14 protein-coding genes are annotated in these 15,446 nt (G+C 52.3%); 10 read left to right on the top strand and 4 right to left on the bottom strand.

The genetic code is table 11. The features are described 5' to 3' along the window. Positions 1 to 401: 401 nt before the first annotated feature. The 7 genes from FEE96_RS19000 (at position 402) to FEE96_RS18975 (ending at position 4,915) form a co-directional block, all read left to right on the top strand. Positions 402 to 989 carry a TetR family transcriptional regulator gene (locus FEE96_RS19000; protein ID WP_138164704.1) on the top strand — a complete coding sequence of 196 codons (588 nt, stop codon included), beginning with the start codon at positions 402 to 404 and terminating at the stop codon, positions 987 to 989. Next, complete coding sequence (locus tag FEE96_RS18995) at positions 989 to 1,252, top strand: hypothetical protein (RefSeq protein ID WP_212744796.1); 264 nt, start codon at positions 989 to 991, stop codon at positions 1,250 to 1,252. The genes FEE96_RS19000 and FEE96_RS18995 overlap by 1 nt, the downstream gene beginning before the upstream one ends. Positions 1,253 to 1,262: 10 nt before the next feature. Continuing rightward, the gene (locus FEE96_RS18990; RefSeq protein WP_138164703.1) at positions 1,263 to 2,429 is read left to right on the top strand and encodes an aromatic ring-hydroxylating oxygenase subunit alpha; all 1,167 of its coding nucleotides are present in this window, start codon (positions 1,263 to 1,265) and stop codon (positions 2,427 to 2,429) included. Next, positions 2,426 to 3,316, top strand: coding sequence for an ABC transporter six-transmembrane domain-containing protein (locus FEE96_RS18985; RefSeq protein ID WP_246079517.1), 891 nt, complete (start codon positions 2,426 to 2,428; stop codon positions 3,314 to 3,316). Before FEE96_RS18990 ends, FEE96_RS18985 begins: the two co-directional genes overlap by 4 nt. Beyond that, positions 3,313 to 3,468, top strand: coding sequence for a hypothetical protein (locus FEE96_RS23570; RefSeq protein WP_171021755.1), 156 nt, complete (start codon positions 3,313 to 3,315; stop codon positions 3,466 to 3,468). Before FEE96_RS18985 ends, FEE96_RS23570 begins: the two co-directional genes overlap by 4 nt. Positions 3,469 to 3,589: 121 nt before the next feature. Next, positions 3,590 to 3,799, top strand: a complete 210-nt coding sequence (locus FEE96_RS18980; RefSeq protein WP_138164702.1) for a hypothetical protein — start codon at positions 3,590 to 3,592, stop codon at positions 3,797 to 3,799. A gap of 57 nt (positions 3,800 to 3,856) precedes the next feature. Continuing rightward, positions 3,857 to 4,915: a ferredoxin--NADP reductase gene (locus FEE96_RS18975; RefSeq protein ID WP_138164701.1), complete on the top strand. Its 1,059-nt coding sequence runs from the start codon at positions 3,857 to 3,859 to the stop codon at positions 4,913 to 4,915. A 475-nt stretch (positions 4,916 to 5,390) separates the two neighbouring features. On the opposite strand, the gene FEE96_RS18970 is transcribed toward FEE96_RS18975, so the two are convergent. Then, positions 5,391 to 6,587 (bottom strand): NADH:flavin oxidoreductase/NADH oxidase family protein, encoded by a 1,197-nt coding sequence (locus tag FEE96_RS18970; protein WP_342770979.1) that lies wholly within the window; start codon positions 6,585 to 6,587, stop codon positions 5,391 to 5,393. Positions 6,588 to 6,688: 101 nt separating this feature from the next. On the opposite strand from FEE96_RS18970, the gene FEE96_RS18965 reads away from it, so the two are divergent. Continuing rightward, positions 6,689 to 7,588, top strand: coding sequence for a LysR family transcriptional regulator (locus FEE96_RS18965; protein WP_138164699.1), 900 nt, complete (start codon positions 6,689 to 6,691; stop codon positions 7,586 to 7,588). 1,713 nt (positions 7,589 to 9,301) lie between these two features. Here the strand turns inward: FEE96_RS18965 and FEE96_RS18960 are convergent. Genes FEE96_RS18960 through FEE96_RS18950 form a run of 3 tightly spaced genes read right to left on the bottom strand, consistent with a single transcriptional unit; the run spans position 9,302 to position 11,254 of the window. Continuing rightward, positions 9,302 to 10,036 carry a hypothetical protein gene (locus FEE96_RS18960; protein ID WP_138164698.1) on the bottom strand — a complete coding sequence of 245 codons (735 nt, stop codon included), beginning with the start codon at positions 10,034 to 10,036 and terminating at the stop codon, positions 9,302 to 9,304. Beyond that, entirely contained in the window at positions 10,033 to 10,530 is a 498-nt protein-coding gene (locus tag FEE96_RS18955) for a hypothetical protein (protein WP_138164697.1), read from the bottom strand. Before FEE96_RS18955 ends, FEE96_RS18960 begins: the two co-directional genes overlap by 4 nt. Before the next feature lie 4 nt (positions 10,531 to 10,534). Next, the gene (locus FEE96_RS18950; RefSeq protein WP_138164696.1) at positions 10,535 to 11,254 is read right to left on the bottom strand and encodes a hypothetical protein; all 720 of its coding nucleotides are present in this window, start codon (positions 11,252 to 11,254) and stop codon (positions 10,535 to 10,537) included. Between the two features lie 1,276 nt (positions 11,255 to 12,530). Between FEE96_RS18950 and FEE96_RS18945 the strand changes: the two genes are divergently transcribed. Both FEE96_RS18945 and FEE96_RS18940 read left to right on the top strand, forming a co-directional pair. After that, the gene (locus tag FEE96_RS18945; protein ID WP_138164695.1) at positions 12,531 to 13,247 is read left to right on the top strand and encodes a hypothetical protein; all 717 of its coding nucleotides are present in this window, start codon (positions 12,531 to 12,533) and stop codon (positions 13,245 to 13,247) included. Between the two features lies 1 nt (position 13,248). Then, on the top strand, positions 13,249 to 15,444 hold the full coding sequence (locus tag FEE96_RS18940; protein ID WP_138164694.1) for a DDE-type integrase/transposase/recombinase: 2,196 nt from the start codon (positions 13,249 to 13,251) through the stop codon (positions 15,442 to 15,444). Positions 15,445 to 15,446 lie beyond the last annotated feature (2 nt).

The raw sequence follows: 15,446 nt of genomic DNA, 5'->3' as shown, positions 1-15,446 counted from the left end.
AAACTGGCCAAGATCTTTCCTGCACCGCAGCAAACGAGCGAAGCCTGAAAAGAAAGGCGCTCGCGCGACGTTCAGTCCCTCATTTTCTGCGCCAGCAACACGATGTTTTTCCACAGAATCGGCGGTTTGCTGACCTTCGCTGCAAAGTGGGTCGAAGGCCGCTTTCATAGCCTTTCAGCCATTTGAAATTCTGTGAAAACCCAGTTGGTGAACATCAATTCCCGCGCTCGATAGGAGTTGCGTAGCAGAAAGGTGTTGAGAACTTCGTTGACTCACTTGACCGGATTGGGAAGTGGACGCCGATGGCTGAGCAGGCGGTTCGTAGTGGATTCTGTAAGTAATCAAACTTGACAATTTATCAACGCCTGTTATTTGTCAATTGTGACAATTTTGGAGAGGCCATGCCGCGCCCCAGTTTGAAAGATCAGAGATCGGTAGAAATTTTGGACGCCTACCTCACGTGTGTTGCCCGTTTCGGTTTGGAGGGGGCCACACAAGAGAGGATCGCGGAGCAAGCCGGTGTCAAACGCCCTTTGCTGCGCCACTATCTGGGCAACCGGGACCAAATGGTCGCAGCACTCTGTGCGCATGTCGTCCAGGTATTTGACGAAATGACCGACGGGGCGGATGTGGCACTGCAACAGGTCAACTCGCTTTCGGGTTTGGTTGACTTGCTGTTTACCGAGGACGGCCAACAGGACGCCCGCTTGTTGCTGGCATGGCAGGCCCTATCGGTCGCCGTTGGAGGCCAAAACAAAAGGCGGGACATGCTGCTCAATAGTCTTGAGCGCTTTTTGGCTGTGCTCACAAAAACGTTGCAACGCCTGTCGCCCGAGGCGCCCCTGGCCGATTGCCGCGCGGTTGCTCAGGGGATCACGTCCATTCTGGTCAACCTGGAATCCTTGATGGCGTTGGCGCCGCCGCAGGCTTGGCGAGATGAGCTGCACAAAAGCGCGCTGATCTTGGCCAACTCTCTGGAGGGGCAGTAATGTCACGCCAACGTATTCTCAACCACATCGCTTTTCCCGTGCTCGTCGCTGCGGCAGCGCTCGGACTCTATTGGGTGTGGGGGCTTCTCTTTCTGTGGTGGTTGGTGCCAGCCATCCGTAGCGGGCAGGCGCATTTTGTTTTCGAAGTGGATCGCGGCGAAGACCCGGTCCTGTTTTGGGCGGTTGTCGCCCTTTGGGCTGTGTTTGGTGCAATGATGATCGCCGCTAGCCTGTTCCCGCAATACGCCAGCTGGTTGGTGTGAGGAGATCAATATGACTCAAATGTATCACAACCTTCCGGTGAATGCCTACACGTCGCAAGACTGGTTTGATCGCGAGCAAAGGCTGATCTTTTCGCGCACTTGGCGCTATGCCGGACTCGTCGAAGATATCCCTGAGCCTGGGCACTATGTCTCGGTGCAAGCAGGCCTGAACAATATCTTCATCGTGATGGGCCGCGATTTCCGCCTGCGTGCGTTTCATAACATTTGCCGCCATCGCGGCACACAACTGATCCGCGCGCTGGGCAAAACGCAAAAGGCGCTGACCTGCCCCTATCATGATTGGACTTATGACCTTGAAGGTAATCTCATTTCCGTGCCGGACGAGGCCAAGGAATACCCCAAAGGCATCGACAAAAGCTGTCTTGGCCTCAAACCCGCCGCAGTCGACGTTTGGCGCGGCATGATGTTTGTTCACCCAGATCCCGACTCGCCATCGTTGGTGGAGTTTTTGGCTGGCGTTGATCCCCATTTGGGGCCTCACAAGCCGGAAGAATTGGTGGAATATGAAGAGGCGCGCCAGACCTATGAAATCAAGGCCAACTGGAAAATTGTGGTTGAGAACTACATCGACGTCTACCATTTGAGCCATCTGCACGCCAACACGCTGCATATGTATGACCACGCCAAAGCCGAATTCGGCTGGAAAGGTCCGCACTACCACTTTTGGGAGCCGCCATCAGAGGCCTATGCCAAAGATTTGGAAACAAACCTGCCCACGCCGCGTGTCATTCCTGAGCCGCACAAAGGGGCGTGGGTGCCGATGCTGTTTCCCGGTCTTGGCTTGGGCGCAAGCGAGGACAGTTGGAACCTGTTTGTCATCACGCCACTCGCACCGGATCTGACCCGGATTGAAAACCGCACCAAACTCGCCAATGTCTCAAGCTGGGAATACAACAAGCAATCCTGGAGCAGCGCGGGATTCTGGAAAAATTTTGGCGGGCCCAAATACAGCGGGGACGATGTCGCAAGCGAGGATGATCCGATGGCATCCGGCGATTTCACCGCCGAGGATATCTACGCCTGCGAGCAGCAACAAAAATCTTTGGCCAGTCCTTATCTGGAAATCGGTCCCGCCAGCGTCGGCGAAAGCCCGATCACCAATCACCAAAACGCCATTCTCGATTTCATGGCGCAGCAGGAAAAGCGCATGACATGAAGGCGGCGTTGAAACTTCGCGCAGGCTTGATGCGCGACAAACAATTGACCCTGGGTGGTCTGTTCTCTGCCTTTTGGCCGCAAATCACCGTGACCTGGGCCATGACCCTTGTGGAGGTTGGCCTGTTTGCCTCCGTTCCGCTTTTGATTGGCTTTGCCATCGACGGGTTGATTCAGGATGACTACGCGGCCTTTTATCAGCTGGGCGGTGTGTTTTTGGTGCTGATTGTCGTGGCGACCCTGCGTTGGGTCTATGACACTCGCGCCTATGGCATCATGCGGGTTGAATTGGGCAAAGCGCTGGTGGCGCGGTCTGGCACAATGCCGGTGTCGCGGCTGAATGCGCGCCTGACGATGGGACGCGAGCTGGTGGATTTTCTTGAAAAAGAGGCCCCAGAAAGCGTCACCTCAATAGTGCGCGCGACGGCGGCGATTGTCATTCTGGCAGGATTTCATCCGAATCTGGCCTTTGCCGCCTTTGCCGCTTTGGTCATCACCGGGCTGCTTTACGCGCTGGTGCATCGGCGGTTTTTCAATCTCAACCGATCTCTGAATGTGCAATCGGAAAAGCAAGTGGGTGTATTGGAAAGCCGCTCACTTCCACGTTTGGGCGCGCATTTGCTGGCGTTGCGCAAATCCGAAGTGCGCATCTCTGACACCGAAGGCGTGATCTATGGCCTGATTTCCGTGGCGCTGTTGGGCTTGCAAATGTTCAACCTTTGGTTTGCCACGCGAGGACTCGGTGCGACCGCAGGTCAGGTGTTTTCCATCATCACCTATAGCTGGGACTTTGTCGAAAGCGCGCTTGTATTGCCCATCACTCTGCAAACCTTTTCCCGCCTTTCTGAAATCACTGGGCGCATCAATCAAACGGAGGCTTTCTCATGAAGCGCATAACAGCAACCGCCATTGGGCTGATCCTTGCCGCAGGGCTTGTTTTGGCCACCCCTTCAGACACGGCCAACGACCTTGTAAATCGCTACCATAGCGCCACAACCGAGGCCGACCTGGCAAAAAAATTGGCGAGATTGGCACCCTGAGGCCACCCATCACATTCACGTGCTGACCGGAATTTCCGCGCAGGATTTCTCTTTCAGCTACGCTTTAAAAGACTGGGACTCCTTACCGGATTTGCAAAACAGCCCGGAATGGAAACAAGCCATGCAAGGCTATGAGGAAACCGGTCGCACATCACGTGAGCTCTCCCTTAGCCAACAGGGCGGGCTGACCATCATCATGACCACAGCCAAAGTGGCCTATGAATGGGACGGTTTCAAAGGCGACATGACCGAAATGGACCGGTTTGAAATCACTACTGTTGCCGGCCGGGCCGTCATCCAAAAGCTGACTTCTACATTCGACTACCGTTGAGAAACAGCTTAGCCAATTGCTTTGCATCCACAGCCGATAAAAAATCAGGACAACGATATGGACGCACAATTTTACCCACTCACGGTTTCTGCTGTTGACCCGATCATTTCAGGGCGTGCAACCAGCGTGACATTTGCGGTTCCCGCACCGCTTCAAGACTGGTTTCGCTGGCAGGCGGGTCAGCATCTGACACTACGCCTGACGGTGAACGGCACAGAGCATCGTCGCTGCTACACAATTTCAAATCCGCCAGCGGGTGATCTGCGCATCACCGTGAAACGTGTACAAGGTGGGGTGGTGTCCAACCATATTGCCGACCGCCTTGAGGTTGGCGCTCAAATTGAGGTCATGCCGCCGTTTGGATCGTTTGTGCTCCGGCCCAATGATACCGCCCGCCGCACCCACTATTTTTATGGCGCGGGCAGCGGGATCACGCCGCTCTACGCCATGATCTGCGACGTGCTGACAAAAGAACCGCACTCCGTCGCGCACCTGCTGTTGGGTAACGCCTCTAAGAAAGAGATCATTTTCCACGAAGAGCTAAAAATCTTGCAACAGACCTATTCAGAGCGCCTGTCGGTGCGGCACGTGGTCTCGTCCCAATCGTTCTGGAGTGGATTTTCGCCTTGGCGACGTGGACGCGTGGACGCGGAGGTCATTCAAGCCGCGATGGCTGAAACCCCGCCAATTGCGCAAGACGTACACTATTGGATTTGCGGCCCCGGTGACATGAACTCAAATGTCGCCAGCGCTCTTGGCAATTTGGACGTCCCTCAAGCGCGTATCCACATGGAGAGTTTTGGCAGCCAAACGCAGGCTGAGCGCACGATCACGGGCATCGCGGCGACCGCACAGGTGACACTCAACGGCGTGATCACCGACGTTCCTGTTGGAGCAGACCAAACCATACTGGAAGCCATGTTGGCGGCGGGCCTATCGCCAGCATTTAGTTGCCAATCGGGTGTCTGTGGCGCATGCAAGGCAACGCTTAGATCTGGTGATGTGCACATGCGCGCTCACATGGCGCTGGAGGCAAAAGATGTTGAAGCTGGTGAAATTTTAACCTGCCAATCCCTCGCAAACAGCAAGCGGCTGTCCGTCCGCTTTGTGGCGTAAAACAGCAACATACGGCTTTGACTACTAACGCCTGGTCAGGGCCGACAGCCTAACTTTGCAAATGTCACTTCCTGCGCATAGCCGCCGTTGGTGACAAACCCGTCTAACGGCCGGTTCCAGCCGATTGTGTTGAAAAACTCCGGTTTGCGAAAATGTTGATTTTCCACCGACTTCTGGTGGCGCGCGAAAGTCAGACTGGAATACGGCTCCGAGAACGTGAAGGGGCACAGCAAGGCCAAAGATCAGTTTTGGCCGCCCCCCTCGCCAAAATAAACTACTCGACCTGTGTGGCCAAAAATGATCCCGACTTGAGCCAAAAACAGAGTTTTTCAACACAATCAGCCCTTCTACGACATTCGTGCCGGGTGCAGCATGGCGCGGCATATGGGGCACTAAGGTCGGATACCGGCCATACGCTGCACATTGGACCAATGACCGGTATTGGGAGATTCAGAACTCCCAGGATGGAGGCACCCTATGAAGCAGCAAACCTGTTCTTCCAAAGTTCAACACGCAGCTCATCGCGCTTTTCATATTCTGTGATAGCGGAGTTGATGTCCCGGTCCATTCGATCTTCTCGATCTTCGCCAAGATCGGTCATGCGCATTGTAAACCAAGCAGTCATGCCACCGGTTGGCAAGGTGGCAAAGCGGGGGAACGCGGGGGCAACCAAGCCAGCCTGCCAAGTTATAGGGAGGGATGGATCAAGGACAAACGCCCGCGCCAGCCCCACTGCGTCCACATCCCCGGAGCGGACTGCTGCTTCGGCTTCCTCTTTGCGTTTGAAGCCCCCTGTGGCCATAAGTGGGATCGATGTCAGTTGACGCGCTGCGCGGGCAAAACCGATGAAATAGGGGCCTTCGGTTGAGCGCTCCGAGCTGGACGGAGCACCGGGAAAATAGGTCCCGCCGCTGATGTCCAGAAGGTCAACCCCCTTGCCTTCAAGCCCGGCAACGACTTCGAGCGCTTCTTCTTCTGTCAGACCTCCTTCAAGCTGGTCAGTAGCGTTCAATTTTACTGCGACAACAAAATCTGTCGGGACTGCCTCGCGAACGGCTTCGACCGTTTCAACCAGTAGCCGCATCCGCGCCTGGATCGGTCCGCCATAGGCATCGGTTCGGCTGTTGAAGAGAGGGGAGAGGAACTGGCTCAAAAGAAATCCGTGGGCAGCATGGATCTGGACGCCTCCAAAGCCCAACTCCGCCGCGCGCCGGGCGGTGTTGGCAAGGCCTTCGGGGATTGCGTTGATCTCGGCAAGAGACATGGACTCGCTTCGGAAATCAGGGAAGTTGATGGCGCTTGGGCCCATGGGACGGCTGATCGGGAGGTGGGACAAAGCCCCGGCATGACCAAGCTGAAGCCAGAGGTGCGCTCCGTCGACGGACCCGCGCCGGGCAAGATCACGAAACGCTGCAAAATCAGCCCCATCGTCGAGCACGAGATTGCCCGGCTTCTCAGGGTAACGTGGGTCCCCCTGCACCTCGCCGATGATCGACGCCGCTAGGCCGCCCTCCGCCCAGCGTTCATAAAGTCGAATCTGTGTCGCAGTCGGGTCGCCCTGGCCATTCGCCAACGAATCCGACATGGCCGATTTGATGATCCGGTTCTTTAACACTCGCCCATTCGGTAATGTGAGCGGCGTGAAGAGGGTGTTGTTCGAAGCGGTGTGCAAGGTGGTTCTCCTTGGTTTTTCAATCATCATCTGAGATACCTTGGATATATTTCCGCGATAAACCGGAGATTTGGATCAACATTTGATAGTTTTGGGAACAGATGACACAGAAGACAGAGTTAGAAATCCTTCTGGCCGTTGTTGACCACGGCAGTTTCTCAGCTGCTGCCAGAGTGCTGGGATACACCCCGTCTGCAGTGGGCAAGCGGGTGCATCAATTGGAACAGAGGCTGAGAGTGCCGCTTCTTGTTCGCACGACCCGGCGCATGACATTGACTGAGGCAGGGCAGCGGTATGTGGAGGAAGCACGGGATCTTCTCGCCCGCCTGACGGCCTTGGAGGAGGATATTGCCGATGATGCCGCCAGCCTGCGCGGCACGATTCGCCTGACAAGCTCGGCGGCTCTTGGCCGGTTGCATGTCGTCCCCCCGGTAATCGAATTCATGGAACGCCACCCGGTGGTGGAGATCGACCTGTTGCTGACAGACAAGATCGTCGATCTGGTCGGAGAAGGTTTCGACCTTGCGGTTCGCAGTGGCACCTTGCCGGACTCGTCCCTTGTCTCAAGAAAATTGATGAGCAACCGGCGGGTGCCCTGTGGCGCACCTGCTTATCTCGATCAGCATGGTCTCCCTCAGCAACCCGAGGAGCTCACTACGCACAGCTGTCTGCACCTGGGCCAGGAGAAACGGCTTCTGGATTGGGGGTTTACTCGAAATCAGGGCGGCATAACGCGACTTGGTTCCGGGTTTTCATGCAACAGTCTCGAAGCGCTCCATGCGGCATGCTGCGCGGGACATGGCATTGCATGGCTGCCGGAGTTCCTCATCGCCCATGACCTGCACAAAGGCCGCTTGGTGCCAGTGCTAATAGATCATGCTGACCCAAATGCGGGCGGCGGGATCTTCGTCCTGCGTCCAAAAGCAACATTTCTGCCGCGCCGCGTCCGAGCCTTGACTGACTTCCTGGCGGATCATTTCACTGATATTCGTACCGATTGAGCAGAGGGATTGCCCCGGCATCGTCTCTCAGTTTCAACAAAGAGAGAAAGTTACTATTGGTTCAGATAAGGGCATAACCGGACATTCAACGCGTGCTGCGCGGGTGACTGCTTAGGGCCGATTGTGTTGAAAAACTCTGTTTTTGGCTCAAGTCGGGATCATTTTTGGCCACACAGGTCGAGTAGTTTATTTTGGCGAGGGGGGGCGGCCAAAACTGATCTTTGGCCTTGCTGTGCCCCTTCACGTTCTCGGAGCCGTATTCCAGTCTGACTTTCGCGCGCCACCAGAAGTCGGTGGAAAATCAACATTTTCGCAAACCGGAGTTTTTCAACACAATCGGCTCTTTCCGGCCGTTCGCCACAGTGATCACGAATGGCGGATAAGGGCCGTTCCCGTCCTATAAGGGCGAGCCGCGGCCAGACTTTGCAAAAGGTCGCAATCTGCGCATACCCGCCATTGGAGCCAGGACTTGACCCGGTAAGGCGAGACGAAGATTGGGGCGAAGCGCGGACATGCGAGACTGTTTCAGTCAAAGCTGTAATGCCTTCATATGCCTACTTGTAGTGTTTCCGACGTGATCTGACAGTTGGTTGTTTTTACGGCGGTATCTGTCAGGCCAAGTTCAGTTCAGGAGCTTTTCCTTCGAGATCAGTTTGCCCTCAATCATCGTCAGAAACGGCGTCCTATCGCAACACAGACGGTATTTAGATAAGAGTCCTCAGGGTTAGAAAGCCTATCTCGGTTCTAGCGCACCGCTCCGAGTGAAAGTTGAAACTGCCACATGAAACTGCCAAAATCCGCGATGAAGTGAGATTTTATCTTTCGATACTGGTGTTTAGCCGCTTGCAGAAAATGTCAAAAAGCTGAAAAATTCTTGCCAATAGATTGCCGACAGTAGTCGAGGCTACTGCTACCTGACATTTATGTGCGCAACCGAATTGAGAGTATTGGGCATCGACGAGATGGGAAAAGGCGACAGCATCACTCTAACAGCTTCGTCCGAGATTGCGTCCAATCGCAAGTATATATGTTCGTCCAACTACAAGTATATACATTCGGATTGTGCTTCATTCATGCATCAAGCGACAATTGCTCGCTTCCATGCACCAGCCTGCGCGCCATTGGCTTCAATAAGAATCCCTCAGAGATCATGAAAAACCGGTCTCATTTAGCTGACTTACATATCGGTTGATCTCCTCAGTATCCCCATCCCTGATCAGATCAATGAGATTTCGACCACGCCATCTGGGATCCGGGGAAATCAGTTCCTGAATTGCGAACAACAGATGATGCTCTTGGAGTGCTTTTCCGACTGGCCTGGCAGCCTCGCCCAGTTGGGAAACCAGGAGTTCCTCGAGCGAAGGAGGTGGGGTCGTTACTCCCCATCTTTTACGAAGTTCCTCGTTGCTTTCATTGGATGGCATTTTGTTCTCCTCGATTATGTGCGTGTGCTTTCTGATGCGACTGAGGGGGAGTGATGATTACAGACATGACAGAGGCTGTAGACCACAGCAGGCCGGACATAAGCTGTTGGCTACGTTTGATGATTATCCCGTAGCTAAAGAGCTTTGATGCCGCATGGTTAGTGCATTTTGGGTATGCACAAGCAAGTGCCCCGGTTGGTCATCAGAGAACCAGTGTTGGGCTACATACCGATTAGGTTGTTAGACCAGCCCTCTGGCTGCGGCACTGCCCATGCATGCCTGGGGTAAATCAGGCGTACATATCCCGACACCACCAAGCACGCTGGAGTCTAAAAATCTCGAGCCTCGGGTCCTCTAGGACAAAACTGAGATCCAGATAGTTGTGAACCCTTTCATCCGCCTCTTGGTCTTCGCCCATCTTGAGGTCGGGACGTTCAATTTCGACCTTCGGAACTGGTTCCAGTCTCGCTGGATGCAGCAGCCTTTCCATCAGTAGTTTAGTGCGCTCTACCTCCTCTGAATATAGACGACAGGACTGTGCCCTGGTTATCCTCGCAACACATTCCCGAGCGACATCTGCTGCAGCTGGGGCATCTGACAGATCAATTGGCGACGCATCCAAGATCTGTGAAGGCCAATCTGAAGCCGGAAATACTTTGGATCTCCAGAAGTAACTGCCTCCCTCGTGTTTTTGCCCTAGGAGAGCGACTTCGATTGGCCAGTCATTGCCTAGGACCGTCACGCTCCGAACTGGAGCAAACAGTGCGCTCAAATCGCAAACATCAAGATTGGCGGTCTCAAGCTCACCCACATGATAACTGTTGATCGGGGTTACGACACGTTCATATTGATGCAGCCACTCGTTGACTTTTCTGGCGCTATCATCTCCTTCACTTAGCAGATCAAATGTTCGCCTGCCGCCCAGTTCAGGGTTTAGGCTCCACAAAATTCGATCAACAAAATCTTCGTCGAAAATGCGCTCAACCCGCATACAGACCAGCTGTGCAAGAGGTGCCTTGGTCACGAGACACCACCACTTTTGAAGGCAAACGCCAAGGCTGCCGCCCTGAGCTCTGCTCTAGGTACGTTTAGAGTTCGTTGAAAATATCTGTTGATACGTTCCAAGTTGGGGACTGCAAGGCCCCGGTTGATTAACAAATTACCGATGCTAACAATTTTGATTTGCTGATAGCTCGTGTGCTCTGGCAACAGCAGTTCCGGTAACCTGCTAGCTGTCTCAGGTTGTCTTGCATAGGCGGTGTGCTCATAGGGTTCCATTCGCATGAGAAGCTGATCCACAACATCGGCTGATACTGGTGCCTCCTGTAATTCCTCAAATTCGATGCCGTGGATTTTCTGAAAAACCGAATTCCAGTCATTGGTATCCCAGTGAGCCGATGGCCGGATCAGACTTCCCCAAACGCGTGTTTCGTTGTCAACAATCGTTGCCAGCCCAACCTCTATTGGCCAGCTGTCGGCGTTCTGGGATGAGGTCTCAAAATCAATAAAGCAGGTCATCAAATCACCCTTCATCGCAGACAGGGCACATACCCATGTGCTCACGTTTTCCGCGTACCCTCTGTCCGAAGTAGCTGCATTCGACACATGTCAGATCTGCTTCTCTGACCATCTGATCAACGACCTCTTCGGTAATCGGGTGAGATCGAGCCATTGAAATTTTTAATGTGCCGAGTTTCTCCCTGATATCGGAGATTTCAATCTGTAGTTCCCCTTCATGACGCCGTAGCAGGCCATGCATTTTGTTGACCCCACGGTTGATCAGAGGCATCCAGCCCTGGCCAACCGACGGCACAAGTGATGCGACGTTATCTGAAACCAAAGCCGGATAACGGCGGGCGACATCCACGCCTCGTGAGATTTGGGGAACTGATTTGTCCTTGTATTGGGCATGATAACAAGAGTTGCATAGGGTTACCAAATATCCTGAGATATCTTGCGTCCGAGCTGAATTTCCGCAGCACTCACATAGGAATTCCGACATGCAGACAAGCTTGTCGAGCATGGCGCGATCACCATCGGACACCGGATGCCCAACATACACACTGAGCTTCCCAAATTTCTCAAAAATGTTGGAAATTTCTGGATAATCACCCAAGGCTCTTGCTCTTGATCTGATGTCGTCGAACTCCGGTAAAAGAAAATCGATCCATCCCCGGCGGTGGGATCCCAGGAGAGCCTCGAGGCTGCCTTCTAAATTGTCCCAGTCTAGGGTGGATTTCATGATCCAGTCCTTTTCAGTTAACAAACATTTGAGGTGTTACTGCCGCCCTCGCAGATAATTGAGCAAACTTGGGGGTAAGTAACGGGGGCAGCTCATCAGGAAATGTCACATAATGCAGCCCGGAAGCCCTGACCGAGAAAGGCCTTAGATGGGCTATCCCAATGGCCTAAACTTTATTGCCTGAAGAAATTTTCTCAGGAGCACGTATTTTAAAACCCAATTGAAAATTTCGCCAAATCTATCGATCCTTACGTGCTGCTGAGTTGTCGAATCATATGTGGTTTCATTTTCTGAAATTAGGGAGTATCGAGCATAATTCAGGTGGAAATAGTATATATTGCGAGAGCGAATCGATCTCTTGAAATTGGCCCAATGATTGGACCTCTCTAGGTGTCTTTCAATTGCCAACATCACTCACTCCCTTCCGTGAGACTTCCATTTCAATCCCATCACAACGATGGCGTTCGTTATCAAATGGTGGTCCGGAAACGGCTTCTGAGTCAACAAGTGATTGAAATTGTTTGCTATTCTTGGAATTGGAAAATCAGTTATCGGAAAATTGAAGGACTAGGCGTTGCCTTATTCTTCAAAAAGTGAATTTGATGAATAAGTTCGTTGATTTTTGAACTTAATTACAAGGACAGTGATCTATCCTTGTAAGGAGATCATTATCCGGGCACTTATTTATCCAGAAGGATAGGCTAAATTGGTCCATCTATGATGTGCTTCAAAATTGGAACTTGTTTCCTTACTGATTCGGTCTTCAATTTTCAGACAATCGATCAAATATCGATGTGTCGATAAGCTTCAAGCGCCCATTTTACGCTGTATCTAGAGGTTGAAACCGTTCCCAGAGGTTGTGATATTTTTTGTCTTGACTTTGATGGGCCTTTTAGTGCTGTTTAGTCGACATGAAGAACACAACGATCATTACTGCCTTTACCCAAATACGGATCTGATCCTCCGTATTCGTTGATGCTTGGGTTTCATACCTTCAGATTTTTAGTCCTAAGCATCCTGCTCGATTGAATTTTCGGTCTTGGGAAATCAGTATGACGCTCTCTACTAAAACATTCCTGTTTGATGTGGCCTGTTATGACCTGACAGATCAACACAGTCCTGTCTCATCGAATGCCGTATTTTCATCCTTCACGCGAATAGGCGTCTGAACTGAACGGACGGTCTCCGTTCTCTTCTTTTCGGACCAATTCAAAACCGTTTGTGTCGGCTGCTTTCGCACGTCGTCCACACTCGGGTTATGTGAGGACAGACCACTATGGGTCATTCAAATTACGACTATTCACACCCTCCTAAAACGCAGGCTGAGGGATCAAGTTCTGAAATTACACTTCCATCAGCTTCTCGAGCTGACCGGAAAGTCACTGGGGCTTCAAAGGGCCATTGCGTAGCGAGCACGGTTCTGGGAAGGGGGGCGGGTTTCAAGGTTCAGGCAGAGTCAAATCTCGAACTGGCTAATCTCTTGGTATTGAACGCCCGCCGGGACGTAACCTATTTAAAAGAACAAGCGCGATTTGACTGGCGCGACGATACCGGCAAAGCACGTACTCACTTCTTTGATGCCTTCGTTATTTTCAATGAAGCGCAGCAGGTGGCAGTCACTGTTAAGCCGATGGTCCGGCTAAAGTCCGGGCGTTTCCTAGATGAAATTCGCGAGATTTCTCGCCATGCCGTCAATTCCAATTTTTGCGACAATGTTCGTTTGATCACCGAACGAGATATCGATCCGATCCAGCTGCGCAATGCTGCCATGTATCGATCTGTCCGCGAGGCGGATGAGGAAGCGGATCAGCGGGCCCTTGAGGTCGTTGGCAGCCTCAGGGGAGCGGTAGAACTCCGGGAGTTGACCATTCAGACGGGGCTTTCCGCGCGAGGTTATCGAGCGCTTATTCGGCTTTGTCGTGACGGTCTGCTCGTTCCCGAAAGCAATGTCGTAATTTCTCCGACCACAAAACTCATTTCAAAGGATCTATAAAATGACTGATCAATCTGTATTCCTGAAAACTCATTTTCACATTGGTAGCAAAGACCGCATCGTTATTGACGGGGTTGAGTACAAATTTGTCGCGAAGGGGCATCATTCGTATGTGCTTCAAAATGGCAATGGTCTTTGTGAAACGTTTGATTGTGGACTGCTTGGCAAACTTAGCGCTGCCGGAAAAATTGAACATACTCCCGAGTATTGGTCTGCGATCAAGGCTGAAAGGCGGGCGACGGGTGATGTGCTTGGTTTCCATGAACTCAGCCCTTCCCAGCGCGAGTCGATCGGAGTTCGCCAGGCCTTTGTCGAAACAATTGAGCTGTTGATGCGAGAGCGGAACCTTAAGTTCACGGATGTCTCTATGCTTGAGAATTTGCATGCTATTGAACGGCGAGCCTCCGAATTCTACCAGGAGTTGGAACTCGAAGAAAAAGAACTTTTCGAGAAAGCTGAAGAAAAGGCAAACAGGAAGAGAGCAAAGAATGGTGGCACCGCACAGACCGTACTCACCATGCCGCACCCTCGGACGTTACGTCGCTGGTACAAGAGGTATGAAAAACACGGCCTGATTTGCCTTTCTGACGAAAACTGGAAGAAAGGGAATAGAAGTAGCTATTTTTCGCCAGAAGAAAATTTGCTCATGAACAACACTATCCGTGAAAGTTATTTGAGTGAGCAACGGCGCACCAAAGCCGGGACGTATCAAGATATGAAAATGGCGTTCTCGGATGCCAATGTACTAAGAGAAAAGGGCGGGGAAACTCGCCTAAAAGTACCATCACGTGAAGCTGTTCGATCTCGAATTAATCAGTTGGATGCATTCGAAGTAATTTTGTGTCGAGAAGGGCTAGCGGCAGCCCAAAAACGGTTCACACCAGTAAAGGATGGCATCGACGTTCACCGCCCATTGGAGCGTGTCGAAATGGATGAGTGGAAAATCGACCTAATCACAATTCTTAAGGCATGCGGTACATTTTCATTGTTCACTGAAGAGGAACTAGAAACCTTGGGTCTGGATGGTAAAACCGGGCGTTGGTGGGTTTCAGCAGCAATTGATTGTCGTACCAAGTGTATCTTGGGTTTCAATTTGGTTCATGACCCAAACCATTTCTCTTCAATTAAGACGCTGGATATGGTGATGACGGACAAGGGGCCGTGGGCTGATGCCGTGGGCGCCTTGTCTGGCTGGCCTGGATGCGGAAAGCCAGAGACAGTCGGGACAGACCTTGGCTCAGCTTACCGTTCAGAAGAGTTTACGAGCGCATGTGCAGATCTCGGTATTACGCATCTTCTAACTATTGGAGGCTTACCGATGATGCGAGGGACTATCGAACGGTTCTTTAAAACGACGGCAATGAACTTGCTCCAACGGTTGAATGGTCGAACCTTCTCCAGCATTTTGAATAAGGGTGCACATAAACCCGAAGAAAGGGCTTGCTTGGGTATTCAAGATTTATGCTTTGCACTGACCCGTTGGCTCGTCGACGTGTACCACAATACACCACACAGCGATCTCGGTGGCCGTACACCGCTAGAGCAGTGGGAAGCTGATATGGCAGCGGGAAACTACGCGCTTTGTGCGGCTCCATCTACTCGCGAGAAACGCTTGGCCTATGGACTCCGACAAAGTCGCGTCGTTTCAAAATCCGGCGTCACCGTATTGGGTGTCCACTACAATTGTGAAGGGCTTGCCCAGGAATTCATGCGCAAAGGTAAACACGAGGTTCAACTTCGGTGGCTCGCCGACGATATCGGAAGTGTTTCTGTTGGGGTGGGCGGCAATTGGATTGAGGTGCCTGCGGTCAATGAGTGTTTCAAAGGGTTACATGCTCAAGAGTGGGTTCTGGCTCGCCGAAACTTGGCCGCACGTGATCCAAAGCAAGAGCTTTGGAGGGACGAAATTGTGGCGCGAGCCCTAAAAGAAATCACGGCAATGAACTCCACTAAATCTTTGGAGTTTGGGTTGGTTACGCAAGAATGGTCCAGTGAACGGATTAAGGGCCTTGAGGACAACTTGTTAAGCGGTATCCGGATTATCGAAGCGGAAGCGCACTCAGACGTGTTGCATCAAACTGATTACGGCCAGGAAATTGTCCCAATGGCAGAAACTCAGCCCAGCACTACAAGCGACGCCCTCGTTCAACCTAAGCGTATTGCCAAGATCAAGTTTCCGACCGAGGAGGAGAAATAATC

The sequence above is a fragment of the Parasedimentitalea maritima genome (assembly GCF_005771405.1).
Taxonomy (GTDB): Bacteria; Pseudomonadota; Alphaproteobacteria; order Rhodobacterales; family Rhodobacteraceae; genus Parasedimentitalea; species Parasedimentitalea maritima.
Note: the sequence above shows the minus strand (reverse complement) of the source record. Positions and strands in the feature narration are given on the sequence as shown.

Bases quoted from the DNA above. Each gene is read 5' to 3' on its own strand.
- FEE96_RS18965 (WP_138164699.1), top strand. From the start codon at position 6,689: ATGACACAGAAGACAGAGTTAGAAATCCTTCTGGCCGTTGTTGACCAC.
- FEE96_RS18950 (WP_138164696.1), bottom strand. From the start codon at position 11,254: ATGAAATCCACCCTAGACTGGGACAATTTAGAAGGCAGCCTCGAGGCT.
- FEE96_RS23570 (WP_171021755.1), top strand. From the start codon at position 3,313: ATGAAGCGCATAACAGCAACCGCCATTGGGCTGATCCTTGCCGCAGGG.
- FEE96_RS18955 (WP_138164697.1), bottom strand. From the start codon at position 10,530: ATGACCTGCTTTATTGATTTTGAGACCTCATCCCAGAACGCCGACAGC.
- FEE96_RS18985 (WP_246079517.1), top strand. From the start codon at position 2,426: ATGAAGGCGGCGTTGAAACTTCGCGCAGGCTTGATGCGCGACAAACAA.
- FEE96_RS18975 (WP_138164701.1), top strand. From the start codon at position 3,857: ATGGACGCACAATTTTACCCACTCACGGTTTCTGCTGTTGACCCGATC.
- FEE96_RS18990 (WP_138164703.1), top strand. From the start codon at position 1,263: ATGACTCAAATGTATCACAACCTTCCGGTGAATGCCTACACGTCGCAA.
- FEE96_RS18980 (WP_138164702.1), top strand. From the start codon at position 3,590: ATGCAAGGCTATGAGGAAACCGGTCGCACATCACGTGAGCTCTCCCTT.
- FEE96_RS19000 (WP_138164704.1), top strand. From the start codon at position 402: ATGCCGCGCCCCAGTTTGAAAGATCAGAGATCGGTAGAAATTTTGGAC.
- FEE96_RS18945 (WP_138164695.1), top strand. From the start codon at position 12,531: ATGGGTCATTCAAATTACGACTATTCACACCCTCCTAAAACGCAGGCT.
- FEE96_RS18995 (WP_212744796.1), top strand. From the start codon at position 989: ATGTCACGCCAACGTATTCTCAACCACATCGCTTTTCCCGTGCTCGTC.
- FEE96_RS18940 (WP_138164694.1), top strand. From the start codon at position 13,249: ATGACTGATCAATCTGTATTCCTGAAAACTCATTTTCACATTGGTAGC.